Source organism: Brevibacillus gelatini (assembly GCF_050920745.1).
Lineage (GTDB): Bacteria > Bacillota > Bacilli > Brevibacillales > Brevibacillaceae > Brevibacillus > Brevibacillus gelatini.
The window spans coordinates 2,756,840-2,776,251 of record NZ_CP154342.1 but is presented as its reverse complement, the minus strand read 5'-3'; the positions used below and the strand labels follow the sequence as shown (position 1 = coordinate 2,776,251).

The 19,412-nt window shown below is 52.7% G+C and carries 20 protein-coding genes and 1 riboswitch; of the genes, 10 read left to right on the top strand and 10 right to left on the bottom strand.

Features of this window, described 5'->3' with window-relative positions; genetic code table 11:
- The first annotated feature begins 69 nt into the window (after nt 1-69).
- Nucleotides 70-1,182 carry an aminopeptidase gene (locus AAFJ72_RS13300; protein WP_122905760.1) on the top strand — a complete coding sequence of 371 codons (1,113 nt, stop codon included), beginning with the start codon at nt 70-72 and terminating at the stop codon, nt 1,180-1,182.
- A gap of 16 nt (nt 1,183-1,198) precedes the next feature.
- Here AAFJ72_RS13300 and AAFJ72_RS13295 read toward each other — a convergent pair whose 3' ends face one another.
- From AAFJ72_RS13295 to AAFJ72_RS13280, 4 genes are all read right to left on the bottom strand, one after another.
- Entirely contained in the window at nt 1,199-1,519 is a 321-nt protein-coding gene (locus AAFJ72_RS13295; RefSeq protein ID WP_432774290.1) for a hypothetical protein, read from the bottom strand.
- Nucleotides 1,520-1,689: 170 nt separating this feature from the next.
- Entirely contained in the window at nt 1,690-2,202 is a 513-nt protein-coding gene (locus AAFJ72_RS13290) for an isoprenylcysteine carboxyl methyltransferase family protein (protein ID WP_432774289.1), read from the bottom strand.
- Nucleotides 2,203-2,207: 5 nt separating this feature from the next.
- Nucleotides 2,208-3,278: a type III polyketide synthase gene (locus tag AAFJ72_RS13285; RefSeq protein ID WP_432774288.1), complete on the bottom strand. Its 1,071-nt coding sequence runs from the start codon at nt 3,276-3,278 to the stop codon at nt 2,208-2,210.
- Nucleotides 3,279-3,495: 217 nt separating this feature from the next.
- Entirely contained in the window at nt 3,496-4,731 is a 1,236-nt protein-coding gene (locus AAFJ72_RS13280) for an MDR family MFS transporter (RefSeq protein WP_432774287.1), read from the bottom strand.
- Between the two features lie 285 nt (nt 4,732-5,016).
- Here AAFJ72_RS13280 and AAFJ72_RS13275 point away from each other — a divergent pair, with 285 nt between their 5' ends.
- From AAFJ72_RS13275 to AAFJ72_RS13265, 3 genes are all read left to right on the top strand, one after another.
- Nucleotides 5,017-5,673, top strand: a complete 657-nt coding sequence (locus AAFJ72_RS13275; protein ID WP_432774286.1) for a GGDEF domain-containing protein — start codon at nt 5,017-5,019, stop codon at nt 5,671-5,673.
- A gap of 210 nt (nt 5,674-5,883) precedes the next feature.
- Nucleotides 5,884-6,501 (top strand): DUF47 domain-containing protein, encoded by a 618-nt coding sequence (locus AAFJ72_RS13270; RefSeq protein WP_122905755.1) that lies wholly within the window; start codon nt 5,884-5,886, stop codon nt 6,499-6,501.
- Nucleotides 6,494-7,513 carry an anion permease gene (locus AAFJ72_RS13265; protein WP_432774285.1) on the top strand — a complete coding sequence of 340 codons (1,020 nt, stop codon included), beginning with the start codon at nt 6,494-6,496 and terminating at the stop codon, nt 7,511-7,513. The genes AAFJ72_RS13270 and AAFJ72_RS13265 overlap by 8 nt, the downstream gene beginning before the upstream one ends.
- Before the next feature lie 54 nt (nt 7,514-7,567).
- Here the strand turns inward: AAFJ72_RS13265 and AAFJ72_RS13260 are convergent, their stop codons facing one another.
- From AAFJ72_RS13260 to ligD, 3 genes are all read right to left on the bottom strand, one after another.
- On the bottom strand, nt 7,568-7,807 hold the full coding sequence (locus AAFJ72_RS13260) for a hypothetical protein (protein ID WP_122905753.1): 240 nt from the start codon (nt 7,805-7,807) through the stop codon (nt 7,568-7,570).
- A 117-nt stretch (nt 7,808-7,924) separates the two neighbouring features.
- Complete coding sequence (gene lgt, locus AAFJ72_RS13255; protein WP_122905752.1) at nt 7,925-8,722, bottom strand: prolipoprotein diacylglyceryl transferase; 798 nt, start codon at nt 8,720-8,722, stop codon at nt 7,925-7,927.
- 80 nt (nt 8,723-8,802) lie between these two features.
- Nucleotides 8,803-9,699 (bottom strand): non-homologous end-joining DNA ligase, encoded by an 897-nt coding sequence (gene ligD, locus AAFJ72_RS13250; RefSeq protein ID WP_122905751.1) that lies wholly within the window; start codon nt 9,697-9,699, stop codon nt 8,803-8,805.
- Between the two features lie 160 nt (nt 9,700-9,859).
- Between ligD and AAFJ72_RS13245 the strand changes: the two genes are divergently transcribed.
- Genes AAFJ72_RS13245 through AAFJ72_RS13230 form a run of 4 tightly spaced genes read left to right on the top strand, consistent with a single transcriptional unit; the run spans nt 9,860 to nt 14,200 of the window.
- Complete coding sequence (locus tag AAFJ72_RS13245; protein ID WP_432774284.1) at nt 9,860-11,440, top strand: spore germination protein; 1,581 nt, start codon at nt 9,860-9,862, stop codon at nt 11,438-11,440.
- On the top strand, nt 11,437-12,603 hold the full coding sequence (locus AAFJ72_RS13240) for a Ger(x)C family spore germination protein (RefSeq protein WP_432774283.1): 1,167 nt from the start codon (nt 11,437-11,439) through the stop codon (nt 12,601-12,603). Before AAFJ72_RS13245 ends, AAFJ72_RS13240 begins: the two co-directional genes overlap by 4 nt.
- The gene (locus tag AAFJ72_RS13235; RefSeq protein WP_432774282.1) at nt 12,596-12,832 is read left to right on the top strand and encodes a hypothetical protein; all 237 of its coding nucleotides are present in this window, start codon (nt 12,596-12,598) and stop codon (nt 12,830-12,832) included. The genes AAFJ72_RS13240 and AAFJ72_RS13235 overlap by 8 nt, the downstream gene beginning before the upstream one ends.
- Nucleotides 12,833-12,844: 12 nt before the next feature.
- Nucleotides 12,845-14,200 carry a GerAB/ArcD/ProY family transporter gene (locus tag AAFJ72_RS13230; protein WP_432774281.1) on the top strand — a complete coding sequence of 452 codons (1,356 nt, stop codon included), beginning with the start codon at nt 12,845-12,847 and terminating at the stop codon, nt 14,198-14,200.
- A 14-nt stretch (nt 14,201-14,214) separates the two neighbouring features.
- On the opposite strand, the gene AAFJ72_RS13225 is transcribed toward AAFJ72_RS13230, so the two are convergent.
- The gene (locus tag AAFJ72_RS13225; RefSeq protein ID WP_432774280.1) at nt 14,215-15,159 is read right to left on the bottom strand and encodes a DNA ligase; all 945 of its coding nucleotides are present in this window, start codon (nt 15,157-15,159) and stop codon (nt 14,215-14,217) included.
- A gap of 432 nt (nt 15,160-15,591) precedes the next feature.
- Between AAFJ72_RS13225 and AAFJ72_RS13220 the strand changes: the two genes are divergently transcribed.
- Nucleotides 15,592-15,921 carry a DUF1904 family protein gene (locus tag AAFJ72_RS13220; protein ID WP_122905746.1) on the top strand — a complete coding sequence of 110 codons (330 nt, stop codon included), beginning with the start codon at nt 15,592-15,594 and terminating at the stop codon, nt 15,919-15,921.
- A 68-nt stretch (nt 15,922-15,989) separates the two neighbouring features.
- Here the strand turns inward: AAFJ72_RS13220 and AAFJ72_RS13215 are convergent, their stop codons facing one another.
- Entirely contained in the window at nt 15,990-16,160 is a 171-nt protein-coding gene (locus tag AAFJ72_RS13215) for a hypothetical protein (protein ID WP_170163462.1), read from the bottom strand.
- 21 nt (nt 16,161-16,181) lie between these two features.
- A complete protein-coding gene (thiC, locus tag AAFJ72_RS13210) occupies nt 16,182-17,933 on the bottom strand; it encodes a phosphomethylpyrimidine synthase ThiC (protein ID WP_432774279.1) in 1,752 nt (583 codons plus the stop codon).
- Nucleotides 17,934-18,083: 150 nt separating this feature from the next.
- Nucleotides 18,084-18,194: riboswitch (TPP riboswitch) on the bottom strand.
- 251 nt (nt 18,195-18,445) lie between these two features.
- Between thiC and AAFJ72_RS13205 the strand changes: the two genes are divergently transcribed.
- Nucleotides 18,446-19,324: a cation diffusion facilitator family transporter gene (locus AAFJ72_RS13205; protein WP_432777193.1), complete on the top strand. Its 879-nt coding sequence runs from the start codon at nt 18,446-18,448 to the stop codon at nt 19,322-19,324.
- Nucleotides 19,325-19,412 lie beyond the last annotated feature (88 nt).

The following is a 19,412-nucleotide window of genomic DNA, read 5'->3' as shown; positions in this document are numbered from 1 at the left end:
TTGACTTATATTGATTTATCGGCAAGAATACAGTTGTAATCAGAAAAATGAAAAAAGGGTGTGTCAAGCATGAGAGACTCTCGTTTGGAGCAATTGGCCTACAACCTGGTGAACTACTCTGTCCGCGTACAGCCAGGGGAAAACATCCTGATTAACGCCAAAGGAAAGACGCCTGAATTGGTATCGGCCCTCGTCCGTGAAATTTACAAGGCGGGAGGCAGCCCGTACGTTCAGCAGATTGATCCGGCGATCAGTCGTGACATCGCGATGAATTGCAACGAAGAACAATTGAAGCTCATGGCGGAAAATGAAGTGGCCCTCATGGAAAAAATGCAGGGCTATATCGGCATCCGCGCAGCGGACAACATCAACGAGATGGCAGATGTTCCGGGAGAGAAGCTCGGCATGTACTCCCGCCTGTACGAGCTGCCAGTCATGAACGTGCGCGTGCCCAAAACAAAATGGGTGGTGCTTCGCTATCCGAACCCGTCTATGGCACAATTGGCGAACATGTCCACGGCGGCGTTTGAAGACTTTTACTTCCAGGTGTGCAATCTGGATTACGGAAAAATGGACAAGGCGATGGACAGCCTGGTCGAGCTGATGAACCGTACCGACGAAGTTCGTCTGGTCGGGCCGGGCACAGACCTGACTTTCTCGATCAAGGACATCCCGGCGGTCAAATGTGCGGGCTTGCGCAACATCCCGGATGGCGAAGTGTACACCGCTCCGGTGAAAAACTCCGTCAACGGCACCATTACGCACAATGCGCCAACACCGTACCACGGCTTTACGTTTGAAAACGTTCGCCTGACCTTCAAAGACGGCAAAATCGTCGAGGCGACCGCCAACGATAGCAAGCGACTGAACGAAATTCTCGATACGGACGAGGGCGCCCGCTACATCGGCGAGTTTGCCATCGGGGTCAACCCGTTCATCCGCAATCCGATGAAAGACATTTTGTTCGACGAAAAAATCGACGGCAGCTTCCACTTCACGCCCGGCCAATGCTACGATGAGGCGTACAACGGAAACAAGTCGTCGATTCACTGGGACATGGTTTCGATTCAACGTCCGGAGTGGGGCGGGGGAGAAATCTGGTTCGATGGCGTCCTGATTCGCAAAGACGGCCGCTTTGTCATTCCTGAGCTCGACTGCCTCAATCCCGAAAACTTGAAGTAAACTTTCGGCAAGCCGGTTATTTATCGTACTGCGCCAGTCTCTCGTGTGCCAGCTCCACATCCATTTCAATCTGGAAAAGCATGTGCAAATTGCTGGAGGCCACGATGGAGCGACGAGCGGAATGATAAAGAATCGGCTTGTTCGTTTTGACGATGGTCATGATCTCGACCACTGGCGGGATGACCTGTTTGATTCGGAGCAAGCTTTGCAGGTAGCGGAGAAGTTTTTGCACGCTGGCTGCATCGTCCTTGTTGGGCAAGGTTTCAATCAGGCTGAAAAAATCACGAACGATGGTGCGTTTTGTTTCCAGAGGCTCTACAAAATTTGTACGATTCACGATGGCTCCACCTCACAGAACTTTAGTAACGTATTTATTTTCTTTTCCGCGATTCGAGCAATCGTAAACCTGAACGAAAGAAAAAAGTCTGTGACTTCGGTCGCAGGCTTTTTTGCCTGATTCGGCAACCATCCGCTATACGCGGCCGCCCATTTTGGAATCGTCTTCGCTTATCTTTCGTACACGCTTTTTTCTTCCAGCGGAATGCGCACGCGCAACAACAGCCAGGCATTCAGGATCGTAAAAACAACGGCGGTATTCACGGCGGAAAACGTCAGTGGCAGGGTGAACAGCTCGATCGCCACGACGACGTAATTCGGATGGCGCAGCCAGCGGTACGGCCCGCGCCGGAGCGGCGCTTCGCCGGGAACGATCAGAATGCGCGTGTTCCACCGCTTGCCGAGACTCCGGATACACCAGTAGCGGAGCAGCTGGGCCGCCAAAAACAGGCCGAAGCTGTACACCCACCACGGAGGCAGGGGCGATGCACTGTCTGTAGCGACCACTTCCACAATCAGGCTGACCAAAAAGCAAACGTGCAACAGCACGATATACTTGTAATGGCTCGCTCCGATTTCCACGCCTCCCCTGGCACGTATGTAGCGGGCGTTGCGTGCTGCCAGCATCAGTTCACAGAGACGTTGCAGGCAAACGACGGCCATGACCACGACGAAAAAGAACATCGCACCTACCTCGCTTCCAAAAGGAGCAGCTCCGAGCTGAACCCGGGTCCAAGCGCCGCCACCAATCCGCGCTCTCCCGGCTGCCAGGCTTGCTCCATGCTTTTTTCCAGGACAAACAGCACGGTCGGCGAAGACATGTTGCCAAAATGGCGCAGCACCTCTTCTGAGTGGCGGGTCGCCTGCGCATCTATGCCGAGCGAAGTCTGGTAGGCGTTCAATACCTTGGCACCGCCCGGATGAAAAATAAAGTGGCGCAGGCGATCCACAGTCGTCTGGTGCGACGCCAAAAAGCTGTCTACGTTTTCGCGCATGTGCGTCTGAATCAACGTAGGAATGTCGCGGGAAAATATCACCTTCAACCCCGGCTCTGTCAGCTCCCAGCCCATTACGTCGAGCGTATCGGGCCACGTCGTCGTGCGGGCAGCGCAAAACCGGATTTGGGGCGACTTCCCCTGTGCCACGGCGGGGACGCGATCGCCGCTGACGACGACTGCGGCAGCTCCGTCTCCAAACAGACACGTCGCTACCAGATTGCTTTTGGACAAATCCTGGCGAATAAAGGTCAGCCCGCACAGCTCGACGCTGATGAGCAGCACCCTGTGCTCGGGATAGGCCCCGGCGTATTCGAAAGAGCGGGACAAGCCCATCGCTCCTCCGGCACAGCCCAATCCCCAAAGCGGAATGCGCGTAATATCGGAGCGAAGCCCGAGACTGTTGAGAAGGCGTGCATCCATGCTCGGCGTGGCGATGCCTGAGCTGGAGACGAATACGAGACAATCAATATCGGCTGGCGTTAGCCCGGCTTTTTCCAGGCATTTTCGTGCGGCTGCAAGCGACAAGGCTTCTGCGTGCCGGATATACAGCCTGTTTTTTTCGGGAAACGGACAGTCGGTGAAAAACCAGTCGAGCGGCATGCAAAAATGCCGTTTTTCGATGTGGCTGTGGGAAAAAACGTTTAGGAGCCGATCAATATCGGGAAAGGCATCCTGAAAAAAATGACGGGCGAACTGCCTGGATTGTTCCGTAGAAACTTCATGCGGCGGAACGGCAGTCGCAACGGATTCGATACGGGGCATACACTTTTCACTCCGTTTTCCATAGCGTACCAGTATGGTGCCCGTCCCAATTGATTCCAATTCATCGCTAAGGCGAGCAAGCTGCATTTTGCCGACAGAAAAAAGGGGATAGGAGGTGAAGGGCTCAAGTGTTGCAGATGGAAAAAGCCTGAATACGAAGCGATGGGCCATCTCCTGCTTCGTATTCAGGCTATTTTTGTCTGGCTTATTCATTGCATTAGCTTGTCACCGATTGGACACTTTCTGCCGCCGCAGCCCGGGTCGCTTTTTTGACAAAACGGAATTGAAAAAGTCCGCCGACGAGAAGCAGCAGGCCCAGGAGCGAAAACCAGAGAGCGCCCCCGATTCCTTTGAACGCTACGGCGCCCACTGAAGGGCCGATCGTACCTGTGATGCCCCAGTTCGCGCCGAAGATCGCAAAGTAGCGTCCGCGGTATTCTTCCGGTGCCATGATGGAGATCGCCTTTTGGATTTGCGGGCCGTACAGCATCTCCCCAATCGTAAACAGCGCTTCAGCGAGCACGAGCAAAAGAAAACTCGGCGCCCACCCGTAACCAAAGCCGACACAGGCCAAAAACAGATAGGCTGTGAGAATGACCCGGTGAGCAGGAAAACGCTCGGCAAACTTGGCGATGGCAATCTGGCAGCAGACGACCAAAGCGCCGTTGATCGTCATCAAGGTAGCGAAGACGCTGAGAAAGTCTGTGTACTGGGTGCGCAAATGCTGCGGCAAAATGATCTCAACCTGGGAGTACAAAAGCGATACAGGGACCGCAGCAAGCGTCATCCAGATGAGGGTACGATGCTCGGACAGCTTCATTTTCGGAGCCTGGTCCGTTTTTGCCGTTCGATGGGACTGTTCCCGGATGTGATCCGGCAGTGTCTCCGGAACCTTCCATAGAATAAGCAGAGCGTAGACGAACAGCATACAGGAGCAGAGACCAAAGGCAATCGCCGGGTTCATTTTATAGATGGCAACGCCGATCAGCGGACCAGCGGCAGCACCGAGATTCAGTGCGGTGTGCAGCAGCGCGAATACTTCGCTGCGCTTGTCCTCCGGTACGACATCCGTAATTTGCGCGCTGGCGGCTGGCCAAAACAAGGAAGCTCCGATCCCGTTCAAAATGGTCAGCGCTGCAAAGGTAAATAAGCTTTCCGCCCAGATATATCCGCCCATGGAGATCGCTTCAATCGCCAAAGCAGCGATCATGAGCGGCTTTCGGCCATAACGGTCGGAAAGGCTTCCGGCAAAATAGCCGGAAATGATGCTCGTCAACGGTTGCAGGCTGGTGACCATGGCAGCCAGGATCAGATTCCCGTCCATCCTGTCATACAGATAGAAGGCGAGGAACGGCCGAATCATGAAGCCCGCAAAAGTAGTGAGGATCGTTCCGATGACACGAATCCAGATCGTCGTGTCGTAGCGGGCGATCAATGGTTGCAACCAGAGCATTTGGCTAATTCCTCCCTATCGATAAATAATATTTTGTTAGTATAGCGTATTCATTATATAAAAATAAAGAGGGTTGGGATAAATGGGAAAATTCAAACAAAATGGTGCGTAAATCTCGTGACAACGGCGGATCATCCGGTCATTCAGCAGAATAGTGCTTGAACTTCAGCAGAAAGGTAGGTAAAATATTCCTGATAGTAAGGATTTAGACCTACTTACACATGATTTTTTTTGGGTCTTATGTAATGTTTTGGTTACGTTGCTGCTACATTGGATGGAGCGGAGGTGGAGAGCAACTTGGACTCGCGCTGGATTGGCATGGGCGTGCCCTGTCTGATGATATTGACTTGGCTTGCATTATGCATACTGCATAACGAGCAGATGCCGATGATGGTTGTCGTGCTTGTGGCTTTGGTTCAGATTGCAGTTGGATACAGGTTGGGACAATACGTGAATCGCCTGCGACAAATGGCCTATTACGACTCGCTGACGGGCGTTTTGGTCAACCGCCGATTTCTGGACAGGCTGATTCGCGAGATCAACCAGGCCGAAAATCAGCAATATCCGCTCACGCTATTGTTCATCGACCTGGATAATTTCAAGCAATTCAATGATAGCCACGGCCATATGGCAGGGGATCGGCTGCTTTGCCAGTTCGCTTCCATTCTGCAAGCCAATGTGCAGAGCCAGGATACGGTCGGGCGTTGGGGCGGAGAAGAATTTGTCGTGCTTTTGAAGCATACGGATACGAATGAGGCGCTCGCGGTCGGGAAGCGGATACAAGAGCAGGTCCGCCATGCGCTGTCAGGCGTGACGGTCAGCATAGGCGCAGCTTCCTATCCGATGCATGCCGATACGGCAGAAGAACTGACACACAAGGCAGACACGCTGATGTACGAGGCGAAGAAAAAGAAAGATTGCATGATTGTCGCTACGCATTGAACGAATGAGAAGAAGAGATGGTAACACCTGTCGCTCGCTCAAACAGACGGGTGTTTTGTTTTTGGCAGAGTGTAAAGGAGATTTACAAAAACTTAATATTTTTTTTAAGAAAAATCTACACACTTGCCCTTGAATTTAAATTTACGTCAACAATAACTTTCGATATAATCGTCTAGGTGTGATTTATCCAAAGGAGTGAAGAAGGAAAGTATGTTGAAATCGAACAAGTATATCTTCTTTGATCTGTTTGAACAGCAGATTGCCACGGTGCACAAAGGGACTCATCTTTTCTATGAAATGATAGGAAACTATCATGATGTAGAAGCGAAAGTGAAGGCAATCAAGGCTGTTGAAAAAGAAGGGGATGAGATCGTTCGCCGCATCATGAACGAATTGAACTCTACCTTTATCACTCCGCTTGAGCGCGAGGACATTCACCTGCTCGCACACACAATGGATTCGATGATCGATTACATTGACGGTGTTGCGGATCGCATGTATCTCTACCAAGTTCGTCAGCCGGATCCGCGAGTTTTGGCACAGGCAAACATTCTGGTCAAATGTTCGGCGAAGCTGATTGAGCTGATTCGCACGCTCCGCAAGCTCGATCACCAGATCGTAGCGAAAATTGCGCGGGAAATCAAGGATCTGGAGCATGAATCCGATTCGAATTACCGCAAAATGGTATCTGATCTGCTGAATTCACCTGATGCCAATCCGATCGAAGCGATCAAACTGAAGGAAATTTATGACAAATTGGAAGACTGTGCTGACTTTGCCGAGGACGTTTCGAACCTGGTTGAAGGGATCGTGTTAAAGAATGCTTGATCTTTCGCCAGAGGTGATTATTCTCGTCCTTGTCGTCATCATGGCGCTCAGCTTTGACTTCATCAACGGTTTTCACGACACGGCCAACGCCATCGCGACCTCTGTGTCGACCAGGGCGTTGAGTCCGCGTACCGCGGTGATACTCGCGTCGTGTTTTAACCTCGTGGGAGCGCTCACCTATACAGGTGTGGCGAAGACGATCGGGGGCAAAATCACGGACCCGTTCAAGCTGGAAAACGGACTCGTTGTCGTTTTGGCCGCCTTGACCGCCGCGATTTTGTGGAACCTGATTACATGGTGGTTCGGAATCCCAAGCTCTTCCTCTCACGCGATCATCGGGGGCGTTGCAGGCGCCGCTGTAGGGGCTGCCGGCTTCGGTTCGATCAACATGGAAGGCTTTGTTGAGATCGTCAAGGCGCTCATCATTTCGCCAATCGTCGCCTTTGTCGTCGGCTTTATCGTTATCAAAATTGTTTCGGCGGTTGTCGCCAACATGAATTACCATAAAACGAATCGCAACTTCCGCATGATGCAAGTGTTGTCCGCATCGTGGCAGTCTTTCAGCCACGGAGCCAATGACGCCCAGAAAACCATGGGGGTTATCACACAGGCCCTGCTCTCTGGCGGATTTTTGGTTCAGGAGCCAGGAGAGTTTACCATCCCGCTGTGGGTGAAGCTGTCCGCCGCACTTGCCATGGCGCTGGGGACTTCCTTCGGGGGCTGGCGCATCATCAAAACAATGGGTGGAAAGATTATGAAAATCAAGCCAATCAGCGGTTTTTCAGCCGACCTGTCTTCTGCCTTGATTATCACAATCTTTACTACCTTGAAACTGCCTGTCAGTACGACGCATGTCATCACCTCTTCGATTTTGGGGGTAGGCGCGTCACAAAAGCTGAACGCAGTCAAATGGGGAGTGGCCGGACGGATCGTCGTTACCTGGATCATTACGCTTCCGGTAACCGGACTGTTGGCTGCAGCCTGTTATGTCGTATATGACGTTTTCCTGTAAAACCGATAAAAGACACCTTCTGCGAGCCGATTTCGTAGCAAGGTGTCTTTTTGCTTAGCCAATGCCTGTCAAGCGCTCCCACAAGCTGGCTTTTGGCTTGATTTGCACGAGTCGTACAGCCGAAAACGGAATGTAGTCGAGCGAACCGTCCTTTTCCTCAATCAGAATCCCATTGGGACTGTAGTCATACAGCTTGCCTTCCGCGTAGGCGGGCAAGCCTGGTCCGATCATGTCTGGCGCAAAATGGATGCGAACCAGACGATCCAAATACTCCTCCAAAATATCGTCATCCATGGGCGATCCCTCCTGTCTTCCAGTTATTTCCCACATTGCGACAATTCAGACGGGGGAGCAAGCAAAAACCACTCTGCCAGGAAAGGCGAGAGTGGTTGTACAGGATTTTCCCGATTGCTATTCCATTGAATTGTGAGAATGGCCAGACTGCTTGCTTTTGCGGGCATAGACCAGCATCAAAATGGTCCCAAGGGCGATCAGGCTCAGACTGACGAGCTGGGCTACCCGCAGTGTGTCGGCGATCAGCAGGCTGTCTGTGCGCATGCCTTCGATAAAGAAGCGGCCGATGGAATACAGAATCATGTAGCTGAAAAAGACTTGCCCGTCGAATTTTTTAAAACGATAGAGCATGAGCATCAAGATGCCGAAGACGAGCAGGTTCCACAGCGATTCATACAAGAAGGTCGGATGATAATACTGTCCGCCGATAAACATCTGATCGCGGATAAAGGCCGGAAACTTCGCCATGAACTCTGCAGACGCTACATCGCCGTGCGCTTCCTGGTTGATGAAATTTCCCCAGCGGCCAATGGCTTGCCCCAGGATGACACTGGGCATGAAAATATCAGCCAGGCGAAGGTAGGGAAGCTTGTGCTTGCGAATGTAGTACGTTCCCGCGAGGACGCCCCCGATCAGCCCGCCGTGAATTGCCAGGCCGCCTTTCCAGACGGCAAAAATGTCCAGTGGATTGTCCTTGTACTGCGCCCATTCAAACACGACGTAATACAAGCGGGCACAAACAATCGCTGCCGGGATAATCAGCAAGACCATGTTCAGGACGTGGTCGGGATCAATGCCGGAACGTTTGGAATTGTACCTTGCAAGGTAAGTCCCCAGAAAAAAGGCCAACCCCATGATAATGCCGTACCAGTGAATTTTTAGGGGTCCGAACGAAAGCGCGATCGGATCAATCATGAAAATGCCTCCTTGCCTCAAAACGTCTGTGCCAAGTATAGCATACCTGAACAGAAGGATTCCAATAGGGATGCTCACGATCAGCGCAAAAAGTCGAGGATGGGGTCGAGCGAGGCTCTTTTTGTCGGGCGGGAAACGGCGGCGAACAGATCGCCCTTCTCCTGCAAACGTTGCGGAACAGTGTGCACAGTGTAGGCACTGGGATGAGAGTACGGCACTTCCTCCCATAATAAGGGGGTGGAAACCGTAGCCTGTTTTTTCGCCCGCGTTGAATAAGGTGCAGGCAGCGTCTTGCCGCGCCAATGCTGCAAATAGTCGATGTACAGCTTGTCCCCGCGATTTTTCACCATGCGTTCAATGGTCAAAAAAGAAGGGTGCTTGCTGACCAGATACGCTGCGATAAAATGCCCGACTTGCCTCGTCTGCGCAAACGTATAGCGCAGCTCGATCGGAACGTACACCTGCAGACCGCTTGCGCCTGACGTTTTGACAAAGGCGGGAAGCTTAAGCTCGTCCAGCAGCTCTTTTACAAGCAGGGCGGCCTCGATTGCGACAGCAAAATCATCTGTGGACGGGTCGAGGTCAAACACCAGCTCCGTCGGTGTTTCATCGGTGGCGATATGAAAGGAAACGTGCCATTCCAGCGCTGCCTGATTCGCCATCCACAGGAGGGTGGCTTCATCGTTGCACAGCACATAGCGGACGTTTTCCCACGTGTGCGTCTGAATCCAGGACGGAGCGTATTCCGGAATGTTTTTCTGATAGAAATGCTTGCCATGGATGCCGTGCGGATAGCGAATCACGGTTAACAGCCGGTTTTGGGCATACTGCAGCAGATGCGGCGCCACGGTCATGAGATAGCGCAAATAATCAAGCTTGGTCACGTTTGCTTCCGGCCAGAGCGGCTTGTACGGGTTCGTAATGCAAAGCGTATGTCCGGCAATCGTCAGCTCGTATTCTTTGGTTGCATTCGCCACGATGGCACCTTCCTTTGGACGGTAGATGTGCTCCTACTTTCTCCAGATCGCAAAACAGCTATGCAGCACACTGCATATCTTTTCGGGAAAACAACCATAATACGGTTAGCTTTCCAGTGGCTGGTGATGTGACGTGGAGTTCAAGAAGAAAAAAAGCAAGATGCAAGAATTGCTGGAGACGATGGAGAACAGCAGCTTGATTCAGTTGGAAGGCATACCGCTTTTTCCTGATCTGGACGACAACGTAGAAGTGCTGAAAAATCTTTTTTCGGATTGCTCGGATTTTGTCATTCGCGAGTTCAGACTAAAACACAGTGCCCGTGCAATCGCCGTGTTTGTAGACGGATTGATTGATACAGCCCAGGTGAATGAGGCGCTGAAAGCTCTCATGATAATGGAAGCCGGGGATGATAATATCGACGTCATTGAAGAGGCGCTGCTCCCCGTTTCGCAAATCGACAGGGTCGACGACTACAAGAAGCTCTTGCAGGCGGTTTTGTCCGGCGATACGGGCATTTTGGTCGACGGAAACAAAGAGGCACTCACGCTGGGCATTCGCGGAGCGGAAATCCGCTCGGTGAACGAGCCTGAGGGAGAAGCTGTCGTGCGCGGGGCGCGGGAAGGCTTCATTGAAAATATCCGCACGAACACCTCCATGTTGCGGCGCAAAATGCGCACGCCCCGCTTGAAAATGAGGTCGCTGGTGGTTGGCCGCGAGACAAATACGAACGTGGTGGTCGCGTATTTGCAGGGCATCTCGGATGCGCAAGTTGTGGAAGAGGTTTCCAGGCGAATCAGCAAAATCGAAATTGATGCGGTTCTGGAAAGCGGCTATATTGAAGAGTTGATTCAGGACAACATCTATTCTCCCTTTCCCCAGATCATGTACACAGAGCGTCCGGACACGGTGGCCGCTTCGCTGCTGGGAGGTCGCGTGGCCATTTTTGTCGATGGAACGCCGATGGTCCTGATCGCGCCCGCTACGTTTTGGATGATGATGCAGGCGAGCGAGGACTATTTCGAACGTTTCCAGATGACGACGCTGCTTCGCTGGCTGCGCTTTCTGTTCCTCGTTATTGCCTTGCTCACTCCTGCGTTGTACGTGGCGATTACGACGTATCACCAGCAAATGCTGCCGACTACGTTGCTCTTGAGCGTCGCAGCAGCTCGCGAGTCGATTCCTTTTCCCGCGATCGTCGAGGCGCTCATTATGGAAATTGCTTTTGAAGCGCTGCGGGAAGCGGGGATTCGTCTCCCCAAAACGGTTGGCCAAGCGGTCAGTATTTTGGGGGCGCTCGTTGTGGGACAGGCGGCGGTGCAAGCCGGGATTGTCTCCGCGCCGATGGTCATTGTCGTGTCGCTCACCGGGATCGCCTCTTTTACGATTCCTCACTTCAATGCAGCCATTTCGATTCGGATGCTTCGCTTCCCGCTGATGATCGCGGCCTCGATTCTGGGCATATACGGAATATTGGTCGGTGTGTTGCTCATTCTCGGGCATATGGCCAACCTTCGCTCCTTTGGGGTCCCGTACCTGTCTCCGGTCGCTCCAATGTCAGTTGGAGATTTGAAGGATGTGCTGGTGCGGGTGCCATGGGCCTTTATGGTAAAGCGGCCCAGATTGCTCGCGATCCCAAATGCCCACAGGATGGACCCAGCCTATGCCAAACAGGTGCAGCAAAGGGGAGGGCAGGCGGGAACTACGAGCCGCGGGAATTCAGGCGAGGAGGGAAATGCGTGAAACGTCTCACTCCGATTGTCGTATTGTTGTTGAGCATGCTGCTTGTGACTGGCTGCTGGGATCGGCGTGAAGTCAATGACATGGCAATCGTGATTGCTATGGCCATTGACAAAGAGCCGGGTGACCTCTATCGCTTGTCAGTACAGGTTCCTCTGGTCAGCAGTCTCGGTTCCACTTCTGGCGGGGGAGGCGGAACAAGCGGGGACAAGACGTACTATGTAGACTCGGCCGTTGGCAAGACGCTCAGGGAGGCGAACGATATTATCCAGTCGCGCATGTCCCGTGAGCTGTACTATTCCCACCATCGGGTGATTGTCATCGGGGAACAGTTGGCCAGGGAGGGGATGAGTGATGCACTCGACATCATCGCCCGGTTTCCCGAAAACCGTTTGACCGTTTATCTCGTCATGACCAGAGGCAAAGGGATCGAGCTGTTGAATGTCCAGCCGCAGTTCGAGCGCTTTTCCGGAGAGGCCATGCGCGAGTTGTTAAAAATGGAGGCGCTCCCCGTGTCGCTCAAGGATGTTGCCCAGATGCTCACCACACCTGGGGTCGACGCGTTTTTGCCAGTCATTGCTCCCGTTCCCTCGCATCCCAAAGGGCAGTCGCGGGAAGTGCAAATAATGGGGCTCGCTTTGTTTCACGATGACAAGCTCATACACGTGGCACAATCCGATTCGATCAAGGGGGTTCGCTGGTTTCAGCGATATTTCACGCCGTTCTCTGCCGTACTCTCGCTTGGCGGCGATAATCGGATGACCGTTGAATTTTCAAGAGGGAAGGCAGACATTACGCCTGTTCTAAAAGATGGGCGCGTTCACTTCGACATCAAGGTGTACGCGTCAGGTATCGTCATGGAGAATATGACGGGAATCAATCTGGAGCACGTCAATAACATCAAGAAGATCGAGGAAATGCTGCAAAAAGAGGTCAAAACCAGTGTCGAAAAGACGCTGCAAATCATGCAAAAATATCGGACGGACACCATTGGATTGGGTATTGTTTTGGCCAGATATTTTCCCCGTGAGTGGCGGGAAACGTATCGGGAGCGCTGGTATGAAGAACTTCCGAAAATTACTTACACGATCCGTTCCAAGGTGGTCATCGAAGAGATTGGGCAAACGACGAGAAACATAACAAAGGTAGATAGCGAGAATGAATAGATTGTTTTTAGCCTTGTATATCCTGATGCTGTTGTTTTTCTTTCTCGATTTTTTCTTCCATCGCAAGCATATGGAGCGAAAACAGCAAATCGTCATCTATACGCTTTATATCCTTTCGGCAATCGGATTGTACTCAGTCCAATATCAGCAGGGCTTGATGATACACATCCACTTTTTTCTGAACAACATGGGGCCGCGGGTAAAAATGTGGATTGACCAGATCTTGTAAAGGAGGGAGTGCATGATACACAAGCAAGTTATCAATCATCGGCAAATTGCCTGGCTGGTCTTCAGTTTGCTGATGACGGGGATGATGATAAGCTTTTTTCGAGCCGTTATCCAGGTGGCCAAGATGGATGCGTGGTTCTCGCAAATTGTTCCGGCTTGCTATGCCATACTCGTTGCCTATGTCTTGTCGGAACTTGTGCATGCCTACCCTGGAAAAAATTTGTTTGAGATCATGTTTATCATCTGCGGCAAATGGATCGGCGGATTCATCAACATGATTATCCTGTTTTACGTATGGATGATCCTCGCCCTCGATATTAAAGGGGCTGCCGATTTTGTGCGCATTTCCCTGCTGCCTCACACGCCGCTTGAAATCATCCTGCTTGTGTTCGTTCTCCTGCTGATGTACTACGGCAAAACGAGCCTGGAGGTGGCGGCAAGGGTCAACGAAATATATTTTCCCGCCTACTTCATCATGTGTTTCCTGCTTTACTTTCTCCTGATGAACGAGTACAGCATCGAGCGGCTGGAGCCGATTCTGAGCGCGAGTCTGGAACGGATTTTCGTAAGCAACCTGCTGCCGATCGGCGTATATGGAAACATCCTGCTGTTTGGCGCTTTTCTGCATGCCAGCAGCGAATCGCGCCTGATGTTTGCCGCCATGAAGCATGGGATCATGATTGTATGTTTAACCACTACGATTATCGTCTTGATTCTTCTCGGAGTGATGGGCCACATCATTGCGGGGCGGCTCAACTTTCCCATTTACATTCTCGTGCAGCAAATTCACCTGACGGACTTTCTCGACCGTGTGGAAATGGTCTTGTTCAGCATGTGGTTTCCGGTGTTCAGTATTAAAGTCATCGTCGCGTATCTGGCTTTTCTCGTAGGGGTCGGGTCGTTTGGCGGGCAGATGCACTACAACACGTACAACGCGCCCGCCGGCTGCTTCATGGTGGTGACTTCCCTGCTCGCCTTTCCAAAAGTGTCGGATATCGACCAGTTTCTCAGTTACAGCTTCACGCTGTACGTCCTGATTTTTCAGGTGCCGCTGCTCCTTTTTCTGTTCATCGCCGCGCGCAGGAAAAAACAGAAAGAAAGCGAGATACTGATCCCGAAAGGCACAAAGCTGCATCGCTTTTTCCGCCTGATGGTGTGGGGGGGAATCATCAGTATCGCCGGCTGCTTTCTCACGATCCTGATCGGGGATAAGATCGGGGACAAGTCTCCGGCGGCCGGAATCGCGACGGCGATCATCTATATTGTTTTTCTGGTGATCGGGGCGCTCGCGAGCTACGGAGAAATGCAGGCGCTCAACCACGGCAAGCACAGGCTGGAGCGGTCTACCCAGCAGGAGGATTCGCGGTAGGAGCCGTCCGCCCATCACGTTTCAAACGTACATTGGCGGGCAGGGATGTCGACGAAGCCTTGGATGCTCGGCTGGCGCAGCGAGTGTCCGCTTGCCCACTCCGTGTATTGGATTTTGGCTGTGAGCTGCGGCTTTAGCCAGATCGCTGTGCCCATGCGTTCCGGTTTGTTGCAAAAAGGCATGTCGGCCTGGATCAGCGGTTGAATTTTGTCCGTCAAGCTCCGCCAATCGCTTTGGGTCAGCTTTCCGGTTCCGGCATGGCCGATGTACCAGAGAGCTCCCTTGTTGTCGTATAACCCGAGAAGCAGGGAATTGACGGTCTGATCCCGCATCGTGACTCCGCCCACCACAGCGATCAAATCGCGGTAGTTTTTTTTCTTTTGCCAGCGCGCGTCTTTTCCGTTGATGGCATATGTGCTGGTCAAATTTTTTACGATAACGCCTTCCATCCCTTGCTGCTCGATCAGCCGAAACAACTCCCGGCCGCTGGCAAAATTGTCGACGAGCTGCACCGTAGGCGTCGGGGAGACGAGCTCTTGCAAAAGGCGCTGGCGTTCTGCCAGGGAACAGGCAGTGACCCACTCGCCGTTTGCGTACAGGACGTCAAAAATCATGTAGAAGATGGGGACCTGACGCTGTACGAAAGCGACTTTTTCCATCCGTCTGATGCCGTCCCTGCGCATGACCTCATAAAAGGAAGGCTTGCCATCAGCGCCAAGCGCAATGACCTCGCCATCGAGGATGACAGATTGAGCTCGGCAATACTCGGAGATCGCAGCAATCTCGGGGTAATGCAGTGTGCGCTCGTTAGTCTTTCGGTTATACAGCTTGACGGAGCGGCCGTCGTAGTACGTCAAGAGCCTGATGCCGTCCCATTTGACCTGTGCGATCCACTCGGGGCCTTCGGCGATTTCATCCGTCGTCGTCGGCTCGAATGGAATAACCGGCGTAAGCTTCATGGTAGCCTCCTGTATGTGTATTGTACTTGCCATTTGTACCGTGTCACGATTTGCCTTCGTCTATGCACATGTCGGGACGGAGGGTATTACATGAATTTTTACGAAACTTTTTTATTGATTAAGTATTGTATTTGCGTTATACTAAGGGACAGTTCACGAATCACCATACACGATCGAAAACGCGTTGGAAAAAGTATGGATGGACTATATCTGGCTGACTCGCAACCTCCTGTCGTGGTACGTCCACCACAAGCTCGCAAGGAGAGAGTTGTTTTTCGGATATAGTCCTTTTTTTGTCTTCTGGCGCTTTATTCTTTTTCTTCATTGATGCAGAAATAGACTGTAGTTTATAATTGCTAAGGTAATGATTTTGGGAACTGTTTCAGCGCCGCTGCTGTCGGCAGCTGTCCGTTCCGGAAAGAAGGAATTGACTTGCCATTTCTTCGCTTTAAAGGCTTTGAAAAAGAAAAGCTGCAATCGGTATCCCCCCTTATCATAGAAGAGTTTGCCCGCATCGCAGAAGTGAGCGAGGAAAAGGTCAAGCTGGAGCTGCTTCTGGTCGAGCAGTTGACGAATAGTCCGCTGTCCTTGGAAATCATGATGTTTCCCAGGGAGCAAAGGCAACACGATGAAATAGCCAGCACGATGAACCGGATTTTGCAAAAACAAGGTTTCACGAATGTCCATATTTTCTTTATCCTGCTGTCGCCTGAGCTGTATTACAAGGAAGGGCTGCCTTTGCAAGTCAAAAGCTCAGGTTGATCCGAACAAAAGAACAGACCGCTCTCCCTGAACGGAACTGCCGTTCAAGGAGAGCGGTCTTTTTTTACCTAATAATAGAGACTTTCCGTTTGCAGACATTTGGTGCAGGTGCGGGCGAGCGGGGTCTCGATGAACTCATGCTCACATTCATTTTGCAAAAGGTGCAATTGGCGTTTCAGACGTTCAAGGTCACCCTCCAGGCGAGCGATCTCTGCTCGCAAGCGCAAAGCTTCCTTCACTTGCCAGCCACCTCCGGGGACTTATTTGTACAGTTGGCTTCCCTGGTCGCGAAATTCGCGGGCTTTTTCTTGCAGACCCGCTGCGATGGCCGCAGGATCGATCTCCTCCTGCTCCTGTGCCTGGTTGCGGATGTCGTGCGAGATTTTCATGCTGCAAAATTTCGGACCGCACATCGAGCAAAAGTGTGCGGACTTCGCTGCTTCGGCAGGCAGTGTCTCGTCGTGGTATTCGCGGGCGCGCTCGGGGTCGAGCGAGAGGTTGAACTGATCGTTCCAGCGAAACTCGAAGCGGGCTTTGGACAGGGCATCGTCGCGCTGTTTCGCTCGCGGGTGGCCTTTGGCCAAATCCGCTGCGTGGGCCGCAATTTTATAGGCAATGAGACCGTTGCGCACGTCTTCCTTGTTCGGCAGACCGAGATGCTCTTTGGGCGTGACGTAGCAGAGCATCGCGGTTCCAAACCAGCCGATCATCGCGGCGCCAATCGCCGACGTGATGTGGTCGTAGCCGGGGGCGATGTCTGTCGTCAGCGGCCCGAGTGTGTAAAAAGGCGCCTCGTGGCAGAGCGCAAGCTGTTTGTCCATGTTTTCGCGGATGAGGTGCATCGGCACGTGGCCGGGTCCTTCGATCATGACCTGCACATCGTGCTTCCAGGCGATTTTGGTCAGTTCCCCGAGTGTTTCCAATTCGGCAAACTGGGCTTCGTCATTCGCGTCGGCAATCGAGCCGGGGCGCAAGCCGTCGCCAAGGGAAATACTGATGTCGTACGCCTTGAGAATTTCGCAAATCTCTTCAAAATGCGTGTACAAAAAGTTTTCCTTGTGATGGGCGAGACACCACGCAGCCAGAATGGAGCCGCCGCGCGAGACGATCCCGGTCACGCGCTTCGCGGTCAGCGGAATGTAGCGGAGCAGGACGCCGGCGTGAATGGTGAAATAATCGACGCCTTGTTCCGCTTGTTCAATCAGTGTATCCCGGTAGATTTCCCAGGTCAGTTCTTCTGCTTTTCCGTTCACCTTTTCCAGCGCCTGATAGATCGGGACGGTTCCGACAGGCACAGGACTGTTGCGGATGATCCACTCGCGCGTCGTGTGGATGTGCTTTCCGGTCGACAGGTCCATGATCGTGTCCGCGCCCCAGCGCACCGACCAGATCATTTTTTCGACTTCCTCTTCCATCGACGAACTGACGGCAGAGGTGCCGATGTTGGCATTGACCTTGACGTGAAAATTCCGGCCGATAATCATCGGTTCCGCTTCCGGGTGATTGATATTGGCGGGAATGATCGCCCGGCCTGCCGCCACCTCGGCACGAACGAACTCCGGCGTGACGCCTTCGCGGATGGCGATGAACTCCATCTCCGGCGTGATGATGTTACGGCAGGCGTAGTGAAGCTGGGTGACTGTCTTGCCTGGCTTCGCCCGTCGCGGCTGATAGCCTTCGCGCGGGAAAGCGGATATTTTCTCTGCGCTGTCGAAGTTGCGAAGTCCGTCATCCACAGGCTTCGGTTCGCGGCCTGCATAGCACTCCGTATCGCCGCGTTCCTCGATCCAGCGCTGACGCACGAGCGGGAGCCCTTTTTTGATGTCGGCAACATAGCCTTCGGCGGTGTATTCGCCGCTCGTGTCGTACACGCGAATCGGCGGGTTAGGCGTGTCACCGTACAGCCCCTTGGAAGGCGATAGCGTAACTTCGCGCATCGGCACGCGAATGTCGGGGCGGCTGCCTACTTCGTATACTTTGCGGCTTCCAGGAAAAGATGAAATGGATGACATAAAAAAACCTCCTTGGCGTGGTTGCACGAAAGCGCGAACCTTGTAGGGAGGCGAAAGAGGCCCGTCGCGAAAAAACGCCGCATGGGAGCATGCGACGCCAGACGCGAGAGCAGAGAAGAGACGGGTATCGAAAAAAAGATACACGCCGCTCATCTGTCATATGGACATTCCTCCGCTGGCATTACCCAGTTCAGGTTCAACGGTCGATGGCACAGTACCATCCTCTCAGCCTGGTGATTTCCAAGCTCCCGTGCTTGTTTTTGGTTGTGATTGCAAGTTTAGGATACCGGACATGACCCGATATTGGCAAGAAAAAGTTTCCAACAAAAATTGCCGCAGGGCAACATATTTTCCCCCCTTCTATACTCGTGAATCGGACTAAAACTGTTTCTGTAGACCCACACGAATTGCGTCTGTTACGATGAAATTCGAAAACGGGAAACTGCTTTCGTACGTTCTGTTCCAAGGCTTTTTTGCGAATAGGGCGATGGAGATTTTTTGAGGTGATGAGTGTGGATGTATATTCGGATCTGAAGCAGGGAGAGCGGGGCGCGTGGGTCAGTATTATCGCCTATATTTTCTGCTCGGCGTTGAAAATAGGAGTGGCTGCGCTGACGGGCTCGGCAGCGTTGATGGCAGACGGGCTGAACAATTCGACGGACGTGGTGGCATCGATTGCGGTGCTGATCGGGCTGCGCATTGCCCGCAAGCCGCCGGATCGCGACCATCCGTACGGTCACTTTCGTGCAGAGACGATCTCTGCCTTGGTCGCGTCGTTCATCATGCTGTTTGTCGGACTGGAGGTCATTACAGGGGCAGTTCCGACGCTGTTTGATACAAACCACACGGCTCCGGACATGCTTGCGGGCTGGACGGCGCTGGCGACAGCGGCTATCATGCTGGGGGTTTATCGCTACAATCGCCAGCTCGCCGTGAAAACGAACAGCCAGGCGCTGCTCGCGGCCGCAGCCGACAATCGTTCGGACGCCTTCGTCAGCATCGGGACGTTTGTAGGAGTGGCGGGCGCCCAGTTCCAGCTCCATTGGCTCGACCCGCTGGCAGCCTTTGTGGTCGGGGTCATCATCTTGAAGACAGCGTGGGATATTTTCCGGGAGGCAACGCATCGTTTGACCGATGGCTTTGACGAGGGGCAACTGGAGAAGTTGAGGGAGACGATCGTCTCCATTCCCGGGGTGAAAGCGATCAGTGATATTAAGGCGCGTTATCACGGCAGCAGTGTACTCGTTGACGTCGTGATCCATGTCGATCCGCAGTTGAACGTAGTGGAAAGCCACACCATCACCGAAAATATCGAAGAACGGATGAAACGTGTGCACAAGATCAATACGGTTCACATTCATATTGAACCGGAACAGCAGATCGTAAAATGATAAGCAAAAAACCTGTCCGCAGCTGGAGAGCACTGCAAAAGTGCTCTCTCGGTTTTTAATAATGGGTTCATGTCAATAATTGATGCCG